Origin of the sequence: Glutamicibacter sp. NPDC088483, assembly GCF_044753145.1 — a bacterium.
Classification (GTDB): domain Bacteria; phylum Actinomycetota; class Actinomycetes; order Actinomycetales; family Micrococcaceae; genus Glutamicibacter.
Map to the genome: position 1 here is coordinate 831,582 of NZ_JBIVMP010000001.1, position 12,533 is coordinate 844,114.

General features: G+C 62.3%; 9 protein-coding genes and 1 riboswitch. Of the genes, 1 reads left to right on the top strand and 8 read right to left on the bottom strand.

Features of this window, described 5'->3' with window-relative positions; all coding sequences use genetic code 11:
• Nucleotides 1–94 precede the first annotated feature (94 nt).
• From ACIP6G_RS04030 to ACIP6G_RS04060, 7 genes are all read right to left on the bottom strand, one after another.
• Nucleotides 95–1,504, bottom strand: coding sequence for an L-serine ammonia-lyase (locus ACIP6G_RS04030; RefSeq protein ID WP_365943142.1), 1,410 nt, complete (start codon nt 1,502–1,504; stop codon nt 95–97).
• Between the two features lie 185 nt (nt 1,505–1,689).
• Nucleotides 1,690–3,012: a serine hydroxymethyltransferase gene (gene glyA, locus ACIP6G_RS04035; RefSeq protein WP_365943141.1), complete on the bottom strand. Its 1,323-nt coding sequence runs from the start codon at nt 3,010–3,012 to the stop codon at nt 1,690–1,692.
• Nucleotides 3,012–3,392, bottom strand: a complete 381-nt coding sequence (gene gcvH, locus ACIP6G_RS04040) for a glycine cleavage system protein GcvH (RefSeq protein ID WP_105659073.1) — start codon at nt 3,390–3,392, stop codon at nt 3,012–3,014. Before gcvH ends, glyA begins: the two co-directional genes overlap by 1 nt.
• Nucleotides 3,393–3,452: 60 nt before the next feature.
• Nucleotides 3,453–4,580, bottom strand: a complete 1,128-nt coding sequence (gene gcvT / locus ACIP6G_RS04045; RefSeq protein ID WP_365943140.1) for a glycine cleavage system aminomethyltransferase GcvT — start codon at nt 4,578–4,580, stop codon at nt 3,453–3,455.
• A gap of 13 nt (nt 4,581–4,593) precedes the next feature.
• Nucleotides 4,594–7,440 carry an aminomethyl-transferring glycine dehydrogenase gene (gene gcvP, locus ACIP6G_RS04050; protein WP_365943139.1) on the bottom strand — a complete coding sequence of 949 codons (2,847 nt, stop codon included), beginning with the start codon at nt 7,438–7,440 and terminating at the stop codon, nt 4,594–4,596.
• 164 nt (nt 7,441–7,604) lie between these two features.
• Nucleotides 7,605–7,702: riboswitch (glycine riboswitch) on the bottom strand.
• Between the two features lie 102 nt (nt 7,703–7,804).
• The gene (locus tag ACIP6G_RS04055) at nt 7,805–8,593 is read right to left on the bottom strand and encodes an SGNH/GDSL hydrolase family protein (RefSeq protein ID WP_365943138.1); all 789 of its coding nucleotides are present in this window, start codon (nt 8,591–8,593) and stop codon (nt 7,805–7,807) included.
• A 35-nt stretch (nt 8,594–8,628) separates the two neighbouring features.
• A complete protein-coding gene (locus tag ACIP6G_RS04060) occupies nt 8,629–9,792 on the bottom strand; it encodes a serine hydrolase domain-containing protein (RefSeq protein WP_400288719.1) in 1,164 nt (387 codons plus the stop codon).
• Between the two features lie 274 nt (nt 9,793–10,066).
• On the opposite strand from ACIP6G_RS04060, the gene ACIP6G_RS04065 reads away from it, so the two are divergent.
• A complete protein-coding gene (locus ACIP6G_RS04065; protein WP_400288721.1) occupies nt 10,067–11,515 on the top strand; it encodes an APC family permease in 1,449 nt (482 codons plus the stop codon).
• Nucleotides 11,516–11,579: 64 nt separating this feature from the next.
• On the opposite strand, the gene ACIP6G_RS04070 is transcribed toward ACIP6G_RS04065, so the two are convergent.
• On the bottom strand, nt 11,580–12,491 hold the full coding sequence (locus tag ACIP6G_RS04070; protein ID WP_365943133.1) for an RNase H family protein: 912 nt from the start codon (nt 12,489–12,491) through the stop codon (nt 11,580–11,582).
• Nucleotides 12,492–12,533: the final 42 nt, after the last annotated feature.

Sequence of the window (12,533 nt, forward strand, 5' to 3'; positions counted from 1 at the left end):
GGAATTGCCGGACTTGGGGGCCAAGATCACATTTAAAAAGTTCGGGAGACCTGCAGTGCAGGCCTCCCGAACTGGGTCATGCGTTACTGGGAAATCAGCATTCCACCACGTTGACGGCCAGGCCGCCCATCGCAGTTTCCTTGTACTTGTCGCTCATGTCCTTGCCGGTTTCGCGCATGGTGATAATGACTTCATCCAAGGTGACGTGGTGTTCGCCGTCGCCCATCAGCGCCATCTTCGCCGCGTTCACTGCCTTGGAAGCAGCGATGGCGTTGCGTTCGATGCAAGGGATCTGGACCAGTCCGCCGATCGGGTCGCAGGTCAGGCCAAGGTTGTGTTCCATGGCGATTTCCGCTGCGTTCTCTACCTGCGCTGGGGTGCCGCCAAGAATTTCGGCCAGGCCGCCAGCAGCCATCGATGATGCCGAACCGACTTCGCCCTGGCAGCCGACTTCGGCGCCGGAGATCGATGCCTGCTCCTTATACAGCACGCCGACGGCACCAGCGGTGAGCAGGAAGCGTACGACAGCGTCGTGCTTTTCCTCCTCATTCCAGTACTTTGCGCCCGGTGCGTAGTGGGTGGCGTAGAACAGCACGGCCGGGATGATGCCCGCTGCGCCGTTGGTTGGAGCGGTGACCACGCGTCCGCCGGAGGCGTTCTCCTCATTGACGGCCAGCGCAACGAGGTTGATCCATTCCTGCCAGTAGACCGGATCCCGGTCCTTGTCTTCCTTGCGCAGGCGTTCATGCCATTCGGGCGCACGGCGGCGAACCTTCAGGCCGCCGGGCAGCACACCGGTGCGTTCCAGCGCGGAATCCTTGCAGTCTTCCATCACTTCGTAGATGTGGACCAGGCCGTTGCGGATCTCGTCGCGGGACCGGTAGGCCATTTCGTTGGCCATCATGATGTCGGCAATGGACAGGCCGGTTTCCTTCACATGTTCCAGCAGCTTGGCTGCCGTGGTGAAGGGATAGGGCTGCTTGTTCAGCTTCTCTTCGAGGTTCTTCTCGATGCGGTCTTCGGCGCCTTCGCGCACGATGAAGCCGCCGCCTACGGAGAAGAAGGTCTCGTTGGCGATTTCGTTGCCGTCAGCGTCGAGGGCAATGAACTTCACGCCGTTGGTGTGGCGTGGCAGTACGGTGAGCGGATGCTGGATCATGTCTTCGACCTTGTAGTTCAGGTCCTTGCGCTGATCAAGCTGTTCGGCCAGGTGGAGGATTCCAGTGGCTTCCATGTCCGCCAGGCGGTCATCGACCTGTGATGGCAGCACGGTTTCAGGTTCGAAGCCTTCAAGCCCCAGCATGATGGCAGTGAAGGTGCCGTGGCCGCGTCCGGTAGCGGCCAGGGATCCGTAGACATCAACACGGATATTTTCCAGTGCGTCCAGTTGGGCTTCTCGGATTACTTGGGCAATGAATGCGTGTGCTGCACGCATTGGTCCCACGGTATGGCTGGAAGACGGTCCGATGCCAACCGAGAAAAGATCGAATACGCTAACCGCCATAGCGGGTCACATCCTTAGAACTTGGGTAATCCGAGAGCTTCTGCCCCGGATCTGTGGAGTGTGGTTCCAGAGGCTTGCGGCCACCGCACGTACCGTGCAGCGCCTGGACCTCTGGATGTTGAAAGACCGCGGGCCCGAAAAGCGAGTATTTCCACCTTCCGGGCCCACATCCTAATCAGATGATGCTACTCGGAAACCTTAGCCAGTTCCGGGTACAGCGGGTGGGCCGCGGCAAGCTGCAGAACACGATCCTTCAGCTCCGGCAACACCGCCGCATTACCCTCAGCACCAGCAATCAACGTCTGTGCAATGATCTCCGCAACCTCAGCGAACGCAGCCTCCGAGAAACCACGGGTAGCCAACGCCGGGGTACCAATACGCAACCCCGAAGTCACCATCGGCGGACGAGGATCAAACGGCACCGAATTGCGGTTCACCGTGATCTCCACCTGAGCCAAAAGATCCTCACCCTGCTGGCCATCCAACTCGCTATTACGCAAGTCAACGAGCACCATGTGAACATCCGTGCCACCAGTCAAAACGCTGATGCCCTTGGCAACAACATCTTCCTGGGTCAAGCGCTCAGCCAAAATACGGGCACCAGCCAAGGTCCGCTCCTGGCGCTCCTTGAACTCTGGCGAAGCGGCAATCTTGAACGCCACAGCCTTGCCAGCAATCACGTGCTCCAACGGACCACCCTGCTGGCCAGGGAACACCGCCGAGTTCAGCTTCTTCGCAATCTCAGCATCATTCGAGAGAATGATGCCGCCACGTGGACCGGCAAGGGTCTTGTGGGTCGTGGAGGTCACTACGTGAGCGTGCGGGACCGGCGAAGGATGCAACCCGGTTGCCACCAGGCCAGCGAAGTGCGCCATATCCACGAACAGGTACGCGCCGACCTTGTCAGCGATTTCGCGGAAGCGCTGGAAATCCAGCTGGCGCGGGTACGCCGACCAGCCAGCAACAATCATCTTCGGCTGGTTCTCGATGGCAAGGCGCTCCACCTCGTCCATGTCCACTTCATAGGTTACCTCGTCCACACCGTAAGGAACGATGTTGAACAAGCGGCCCGAGAAGTTCAGCTTCATGCCGTGGGTCAGGTGGCCACCGTGGTTCAGGTTCAGCCCCAGCACGGTATCGCCCGGACGAACCAGCGCGTGGTACACCGACGCGTTGGCCTGCGCACCGGAGTGAGGCTGCACGTTAGCGAACTTCGCCCCGAACAGGTCCTTGAGCCGCTCGATCGCCAGCGTCTCGATGACATCAACTTCCTCGCAACCGCCGTAGTAGCGGCGGCCCGGGTAGCCCTCGGCATACTTGTTGGTCAGTACCGAACCCTGCGCCTGCATGATTGCCTGCGCCGTGTGGTTCTCCGAAGCGATCATTTCCAGGCCGCGCTGCTGGCGAGCCAGCTCAGCGTCAATACGCTGCGCGATCTCCGGATCCAGCGAAGCCAGCGACTGGGTCAACGTTGCAGCGGCAACGGATTCAAAAGTCTGGTTGCTCATTACTCGACGTTTCCACCGTTCGCGCTTGCGTAGTCAGCTGCCGAAAGCAGCGGACCCTCTTCGGCGACCTCAACGGTGAACAGCCAGCCGGCACCGTATGGGTCTTCGTTCAGGATGCCTGGGTTGTCCACTGCCTCGTCGTTGATGGCAACGATGGTGCCGGTCACTGGCGAGTACAGGTCGGAAACCGACTTGGTGGACTCGACTTCGCCACAGGTCTCGCCTGCGGTAACGGAGTCGCCGACCTCTGGCAGGTCGACGTAGACCACGTCGCCCAGGGCGTCGGCGGCAACCTGGGTGATGCCGATCTTTGCTGGGGACGATGCATCGATCCACTCGTGTTCGGCCGAGTAGCGCAATGACGAAAGAACTTTACTCACGGTATTTCCTCTCCCAAGGGAATTAGCGGGCGATTTGCTTAGCCCTACTGATGTTTAACGTTACTTGGCTCGGGTGTAGAACGGCAGTTCGACTACGACAAAAGGCAAAGTCTTACCACGCAGGTCTACCTCCAGCTCGGTTCCCACTGCACCGAATTCGGCGTCGACATAACCCAGTGCAACCGGGTAGCCCAGGGTTGGCGAAGGCTGGCCGGAGGTGATTTCACCGATGGTTGCGCCGTCCTTGACGATGGCGTAGCCGCCGCGGCCGGCGCGCTTGCCCAGGCCCTTGAGGCCGACGAGCTTGCGTGGCGGGGTCGCACCGCGCAACGCTTCCAGGGCTTCGCGGCCCACGAAGTCCTCTTCCTTCTTGAAGGAGACCACCGGACCGAATCCGGCATCGAACGGGGTGCGTTCCAGGGACAGCTCGTTGCCGTACAGAGGCATGCCGGCTTCAAGGCGCAGCGAGTCGCGGGCAGCCAAGCCGCAAGGAACCAGCTCGTGGTCCTTGCCGGCTTCAACACTCTTTTCCCAGAGTGCTGCCGCATCCTCGTTTTCGATGATCAGCTCGAAGCCGTCTTCGCCGGTGTAGCCGGTGCGGGCCAGCAGCACGTCGATGCCGCCGAGCACCACCTTCACCGCAGCGTAGTACTTCAGCTCGGTGACAGCCTGGGCGGTTGCCTCGTCGGCGGCCAGCTTGCGCACAATCGCCTCGGCGTTCGGTCCCTGGACGGCGATCAGCGACTGGCGGCCCGAAGCGTCGTCCACGACGACGTCGAAGCCGGCGGCGCGGGCAGCCAGCTCGGCGGCAACCACCGGGGCGTTGCCGGCGTTGGGCACGACGAGGAACTTCTCCTCTTCCAGGCGGTAGACGATCAGGTCATCGATGATCTTGCCCTCGGCGTCAAGTATCAGCGAGTACTTCGCCTTGCCGACCTTCATGATGCCCAGGTTCCCTGCCAGGGCGGTGTTCAGCGCCTTGCCGGCTTCCGGGCCGGAGAGGTAGACCTCGCCCATGTGGGACAGGTCGAACAGGCCAGCGGTGGAGCGCACGGCCTTGTGCTCAGCCAGTTCCGAACCGTACTTCAACGGCATGTCCCAGCCGCCGAAGTCGGTGAAGTTGGCGCCGAGAGCTTCGTGCTGCGCGTGCAGCGCGGTGTGCTTGAGTGCTTGGGTAGTCTCAGTCATCTCTAACTCTTCCTTAGTCTTCGAAGGCTTCGGGAGCCGGGCAGGAGCAGATCAGGTTGCGGTCGCCACCGGCGCCGTCGATGCGGCCCACGGTTGGGAAGTACTTGTCGAACTTCAGCGCCGGGACCGGGAAGGCCGCCTGCTCGACCGAGTACTTGCGGTCCCACTTGCTGTTGACCACAGCGGAGACCGTGTGCGGAGCGTTGCGCAATGGGGACTCCTCGATGCTGTAGGCACCGGAGAGGACCTCGTCCATTTCCTGGCGGATGGTGATCATCGCTTCAATGAAGCGCTCGATCTCGGCCAGGTCCTCGGATTCGGTGGGCTCCACCATCAGGGTGCCTGCCACAGGGAAGGACAGGGTCGGCGCGTGGAAACCGAAGTCGATCAGGCGCTTGGCCACGTCCTCGGCGGTGGCCCCGGTCTTGGCGGTCAGTTCGCGCAGGTCCAGGATGCACTCGTGGGCAACCAGGTCCTTGTTGCCGGTGAACAGTACCGGGAAGTGCTCGTTCAGGCGCTTGGCAATGTAGTTCGCGTTCAGGATCGCGTGCTTGGTGGCTTCGGTCAAGCCGTCCCCGCCCATCATCGCGATGTAGGCCCAGGAGATCGGCAGGACGCCGGCCGAGCCGAAAGCGGTCGCCACCACCGGCACGCCGTCACGCTCGGAGTAGGTGCCCGAAGCATCGCCTGGCAGGAATGGCAGCAGGTGCTCGCCAACGCCGATTGGGCCTACGCCTGGACCGCCACCGCCGTGCGGGATGCAGAAGGTCTTGTGCAGGTTCAGGTGCGACACGTCGCCGCCGAACTTGCCTGGCTGGGCCAAGCCAACCATGGCGTTCATGTTCGCGCCATCGATGTACACCTGGCCGCCGGCGGCGTGGACCTTGTCGCAGACCTCGCGCACGTCCGCGTCGTAGACGCCGTGGGTGGATGGGTAGGTGATCATGATGGCTGCAAGGACGTCCTTGTTGGCCTCGATCTTGGCATCCAGGTCATTCGCGTCGATGGTGCCATCGGCTGCGGTCTTCACGACCACCACGCGCATCCCGGCCAGCACTGCCGACGCGGCATTGGTGCCGTGGGCCGAAGCCGGAATCAGGCACAGATCGCGCTGGCCTTCGCCGCGCGAACGGTGGTAGTCCGAGATGGCCAGCAGGCCCGCGTATTCGCCCTGCGAGCCGGCGTTGGGCTGGATCGAAACGCCAGCGTAGCCGGTGATTGCGGTCAGGCGCCCTTCCAGGTCGGTGATCAGCTCGCGCCAGCCCTCGGTCTGCGCTGCAGGCGCGTAGGGGTGGATCGAGGCGAATTCCGGCCAGGTGATGGATTCCATTTCGGCGGCCGAGTTCAGCTTCATGGTGCACGAACCCAGCGGGATCATGGTGCGGTCCAGGGCCAGGTCGCGGTCCGAGAGCCGGCGCAGGTAGCGCATCATCTGGGTTTCGGAGGAGATGGTGTTGAAGATCGGGTGGGTCATGAAGTCGCTGGTGCGCACCTGCCCGGCCGGGATCTCGAAGCCTTCCGGAGCCGAGAGCTCTGCGCCGAAGACCTCAAGCAGGGTCTTGACTACGCCCGAGGTGGTGGCCTCGTCGGTGGAGATGCCCACCTGGGTCTCGCCCACCTTGCGCAGGTTGATGCCTGCTTCGATGGCCTTGGCAATGATGGCATCGGCGTTCTCGACGTTCACTACAACGGTGTCGAAGAAGGAGTCCGATGCCAGGGTGTAGCCGCCGGAAACCAGCGAGCTGGCGATGACCCGGGCGTGGTTGTTGGCGCGCGAGGCGATCTGCTTCAGGCCGGCTGGGCCGTGGTAGACGGCGTACATCGAAGCGCAGATGGCCAGCAGGGCCTGTGCGGTGCAGATGTTGGAGGTGGCCTTTTCGCGGCGGATGTGCTGCTCGCGGGTCTGCAGGGCCAAGCGGTAGGCAGGGACTCCGGCGTTATCGGCCGAAACGCCCACCAGGCGTCCTGGCATGGAGCGGGTCAGGCCATCGGCCACGGCCATGTAGGCAGCGTGCGGTCCGCCGAAGAACAGCGGCACGCCGAATCGCTGGGTGTTGCCCACGGCGATATCGGCACCCTGCTCGCCCGGAGGGGTGATCATGGTCAGGGCCAGCAGGTCGGCAATCACGGTAACCATGGCGCCGGCTTCCTTGGCGGCGGCGATGATCGCAGCGTGGTCCGCGATCGAGCCGTCGTTGCCAGGCTGCTGCAGGACAATGCCGGAGATCTCGCCCTCTGGCAAGCCTGCGGAAAGGTCGGCAACCTCGACTTCGAAGCCCAGTGCGTCAGCGCGGCCCTGCACGACCTTGAGGGTCTGCGGGAAGATGTTGGAGTCCAGCACGGTCTTGCCCTTGGACTTCTTCTTGTTGGCGCGGCGCATCATCAGCACGGCTTCGGCGGCAGCGGAGGATTCGTCCAGCAGCGACGCGTTGGCGATGGGCAGGCCGGTCAGGTCCATGACCATGGTCTGGAAGTTCAGCAGGGCTTCGAGGCGGCCCTGGGAGATTTCCGGCTGGTACGGGGTGTAAGCGGTGTACCAGGCTGGGTTTTCCACGATGTTGCGGCGGATCACAGCTGGGGTGATGGTGTCGTAGAAGCCCTGGCCGATCATCTGGGTCTTCATGACGTTCTTCGAGGCAAGCGCACGCAGGTGGGCTAGGGCTTCGGTTTCGCTCAGGGCGTCTGGGATATCCAGTGCGGAGTCCTGGCGGATGTCTGCCGGAACGGCGGTGTCGATCAGTTCTTCCAGGCTGTCGTAGCCCAGGGTCTGAAGCATGGTGGTGACGTCAGAAGGACGTGGGCCGATATGGCGTGAAACGAATTCAGTATTCGCTCGTGCCGAAGTCTGCGTGATGGTCATGGTGCTGGTATCTCCATGGGATCTGTCTTGGCGCATGCCAAAGGAAGGTCTTTTTACCTCCCCATCCCTGTTGCATAACCTGAGAGTTTTACGCATCCAGCAAACCAAGCCGGGCACTTGCACCTTCGGTGAACCGGAACGGGCCGGTTTCTTTCCAGAGTTGCCTCATGATGGCGGTACGGGTGCCTGAGAGTTTCCTGGGGAGGAATTGCTCCTACGGCGCCCGTCCATGGTGTGAACGGGACTCTCCCGCCATCCGTCTATGGCGCGCGCTGCCGGCCGGAGACCTGCAGCACACCACCATGTTACCTGCCCCGCCCCCAAGGTCAAACAGGAGCGGGGTCCGGAAAAGTCATAAATGCGTTCAGTTGGCGTCGGCAGTTAAACGGATGTAATCAGGATATTTCGCTGACAGGGAATCACCCGACGAGGTGCCGGTGATCCGGCGCTTGACCCACGGAGCCAAATGCTCCCTGGCCCAGCCCAATTCCTGCTTCAGCTTTTCGCCGCGCGAGTTCACGGCCAGTTCCGGCAGGGACGGCTGCTGGATCCTGGAGGACCAGTTTCCCTCGGTGATCCGATGGGTGCCGAGCACGTCAAGGACCTTCGAGGCCATCAGCGTGTGGCCCAGCTCGTTCATGTGCAGCCGATCCACCGCCCAGTAGCGCAGATCGGAGAATTCGCGCCACCGCCAGTAATCGGCGATCACCGCGCCGTACTCGTCCGCGATTTCGCGAACCTTCTCGTTGTAAATGGCCGTGCGCGGACGGGTCTTGGAGAACAACGGTGATTCCACGGTGTCGAAACCGGTGAACAGCACGACCGCGCTTCCGGCTTCGGCAAAGCGGCGCACCATGCCTTCATAGCCGCGCATCAGCGCATCCAGGTCCGCCTTCGGGCGCAGGATGTCATTGCCGCCGGCATAGATGGTGACCAGGTCCGGGGCCAGTGCGAGCGCCTGGTCCAGCTGCTGGTTGATCACCTGCCCGATCTTCTTGCCGCGCACCGCCAGGTTGGCGTATTCCCATTCGCCTTCGGCGCAGAGCACTTCCGAAACCCGGTCCGCCCAGCCGCGGACCTGGTTGGGCCGGGTCGGATCCACATCGCCAACGCCTTCGGTGAACGAGTCACCTAGTGCCACAAACTTCTTCACTTCGCTCCTGCTTCGTTCCATTCCCGATGGGTTTACTACGCGTTGCTGCCGGCAGCCTGGGCCGACATGTTCTTCTGCATGATCAGCTGGCGGGCCAGCTGGCTGAGCTTGACTCCGGTGGAGATCTCCTTGGCGCCTTCATTGCGCGAGGGGATGAATCCGAAGCCCAGCTGGTGGGCTGGATCAGCAAAGGCCAGCGAGGAGTTCGCACCGTCATGGCCGTAGGCGAAAATCGATCCGTAGTTGTTGCGCGCGGTGGCCTTCATGAACCCCAGGGCGAAGGCCTGCAGCAGTCCATTGGTCCGGTCATGGCCGTAGACCAGTTCGGTGGAAACCTGGGGCCAGGTGTCGGCGGTGAGGAATCCGCGGGTGGTGCCCAGTGCCGGCACTGCACCGAATGAAGCGGCATAGATTGCGGCCAGCCCTTGGGCATTGGCGACCGCGCCCATGGATGCGGGGCCCAGTTCGCGCACCTGAGGCGCGTTGGCCAGTTCGTGCCAGTTGTAGACCGGGCCGTTTTCCAGCGCGAAACCGGAGGCCGAGTTCACCGAAAGCCCGGCCGGGGAGAACGGATCGAAGAATTCCGGTGCGGCGTCAGCGCCCGGCAGTACATCGCGGTAGCGCGATTCCAGCGCGGGGTCCTGGCCGATGTAGGCTTCGGCTCCCAGCGGCTTGCGGATGCGCTCCTCGAAGACTTCTTTCAGTTCCTTGCCGGTGACCCGGCGTACCAGTTCTTCCATGAGCACGCCCATGGTGATCGCGTGGTAGCCGACAATGTTCTGGCCCAGCGGCCAGACGCTTGGCATGGAAGCGAGCACCTTGGCGTATTCGGCGGAGTTCAAGAGGATCTCGCTGGGCACGCCCCCGGGCACACCGAGCACTCCCGCTTGGTGGCTGAGCACCTCGCCGACGGTGAGCTGGGATTTCCCGTTGTCCCCGAATTCCGGCCAGTAGGTGGCCATTGGCGCGTTCGGATCAATCAGCCCATCTTGCACGAGCAGTGCCACGACCAGCGCGCCTAGGCCCTTGGTGCAGGAGAAGACACAGGTCAGCGCGTCACCAGAGAGGTGCTCGCCGACGCTGTGGCTGAGCACCAATTCGCCGCGGTGGTACAGGGCCAGCTGCGCCGAATAGCCTTCTTCCTCAGCGGCTCGCGCCTCTAGTGCTTCCGCCAGGGGCGCGAAATATTCAGTGATCACCGATTGCATCTAAATCCTTTAAAGTGCTTGTCTCTCATCAACTAACCCTAACCGCTTCGATCCCATGACCCGGTGGCTCCACACGCTGACCCGACACCTAGCATATAGGTACGTCAGCTCACAGCATTAGCTTGTTTTAGCCACTAATCGACATTTCACTACCGCTGGACTCCGAGGTCTGTGAGCCAGCCTTGAAGCCGGTTTGCCCACTTCATGCGCTGACCCTAAAGTTGTAATGTTTGCCTACAAAATTGAAGGAGATGATCTCGATCGCATGACTGTGAACAGTGACACGGCCGTTACCGACGGCAAAGAAACAGAACTCCGCAGGGTGATTGGCCCGAAGCTGCTGCTATTCCTCATCATGGGCGATATCATCGGCGCCGGAATTTTCGCCATCACCGGCAAAGTTGCCGGCCAGGTGGGCGGAGCCGCCTGGCTGCCGTTCCTGATCGCTTTCACGATCGCGACCCTCACCGCCTTCAGCTACCTCGAACTGGTGACCAAATATCCGCGCGCGGCCGGTGCCGCCTTGTACATCCACAAGGCATTCGGCATCCACTTCGTCACCTTCCTGGTGGCGTTCACCGTGGCTTGCTCGGGCATCACCAGCGCCGCCACCTCGGCCACCTTGGTGGGGCGCAACCTGCTCATTGGCATTGGCCAGTTTGTCGAGGGTGTTCCCAACACCCCGGAAGCGGGCATGTGGGCAGCTATTGCGATCATCGTGATCCTCGCAGTGATCAACTTCCGCGGCGTGGGCGAGAGCGTGAAGTTCAACCTCGTGCTGACCATAGTTTCGCTGGCCATCATGGCCGCGATCATCGGCATCGGCTTCGCGGTGATCGCCTCGGGCCAGGGTGACATTTCCCGCCTGGTGGTCTTCGAGACCCCCACCGACCGCAGCGTCTTCGCCGCCGTGACCATGGGTACTGCCATTGCGTTCTTCGCGATGGTGGGCTTCGAGGATTCGGTGAACCTGGTTGAGGAAACCAAGAATCCCAAGAAGACCTTCCCGAAGATCATGCTCATCGGCCTGGGCATCTGCGCCTTGATCTACATGCTGGTGGCCGTCACGGTGATCATGGTGATCCCGACCGGCGATCTGCTGAACCCGAAGAACCCGGATGCCGGCATCCTGCTGGATGTTGTGCGCATCGGCCTGCCGAACCTGCCAGTTGACGCGATCTTCCCGTTCTTGACCGTCTTCGCCGTGGTCAACACCGCGCTGATGAACATGCTGATGGCTAGCCGCCTGCTCTACGGCATGGCCCGCCAAGGCGTGCTGCCGCAGTTCCTGGGCAAGGTGCATTCGACCCGACGCTCGCCATGGGCTGCGATCCTGTTCAGCACCGTGCTGGCCATCGCCTTGGTGGTCTACGTGAACCTGAGCAACGGAAGCAGCATTGTCGGCTCGCTGGGCGGCACGACCGCGCTGCTGCTGTTGTGCGTGTTCGCCGTAGTCAACGTAGCCCTGCTGGTGCTGCGCCGCGACAAGCCGGAACCCGATGCGTTCCGCGCTCCAACGATCATCCCGATCCTCGGCGTGTTCTTCTGCCTGTTCCTTGCCGGCCCATGGGCTCGTTCGCGTGAGGATTGGGTCCAGTACGAGATTGCCGGCCTGCTGCTGGTCATCGGCGTGCTGCTGTGGGCCGTGACCTGGTTGGTCAACCGGATCAACTACAAGAAGGGCGTCATCGAAACCCGCCCGGGACAGTACTGATCCCAAACCGTTAAAGCAGTGATGCCCGCCATTTGGCGGGCATCACTGCTTTAACGCGTGTTTTCTATGCGGTCTGCTCGACCGTTTCCTGGCGGAAACGAAGCTTCAGGCCGCCTTCGGTGCGCTGCCACCAGGAAGATACGACGAGCACCGGGCCCTCTGCAGGCTTCATGCGGTAAGCGAGCAGCACCATTTGCGCATCCACTTCCCGGGCCGCAAGGACCTGCACCGCACCGGTGCTGGGCAGGCTCGCCCCGGATTCCAACATGGTCCGGACCGTGGCCACATCCAGCAGGCCGCCATGGCGCGTCACTTCCTGGTAGCCCGGATGCAGGAAGTCGTTGAGTTCCGCGAAACTGGTGCGGATCTGCGGGTCGAGGAAACCTTGTTCCAGTTCGAAGACGGTAGCCGCGATGTCCACGCCATGTTCCGGTGCGGCGGCGGGTGGCCCGCCGGGTGCCAGCACTGCGTCTTCCGCCGCTGGAGCATGGGAAGCCGCTGGGCCGCCGACGGCGGTGTAGCCCGGCCCGGCCTCGACCGCAGAGCCTTGCTGATGCGCGGTGGCAGCCGCGCGCGCATGGCCGTCAGCAGCTTCATTCAGCTCATGACCGGCATGGCCCTTGACCCACTCGAAGGTGTACTTGCGCCCGGCAATGGCCCGGTCAAGTTCCTTGAGGATGTCCTGGTTCAAGACCGGTTTGCCGTCGGCCTTTTTCCAGCCCTTCTTCTTCCAACCCGGCATCCACTTGCTGATGCAGTTGATCGCATACTGCGAATCGCACAGGATCCTGAGTTCTTCTTCTGGCAGGTGCTCGGTGGCCCGGAAGAGTTCGAGCACCGCTTGGAGCTCCCCCATGTTGTTGGTTCCGTGGTCCCAACCGCCAGCGGCCCAGTTGTCCTGGTCCACGTACCAGGCCCAACCTGCCGGTCCGGGGTTTCCTAGGGCTGATCCATCCGCAGCTGCAATGATCGTCATGCTTTAATCCTGCCACGTTGACGCCCGCACTCGGTTCCATGC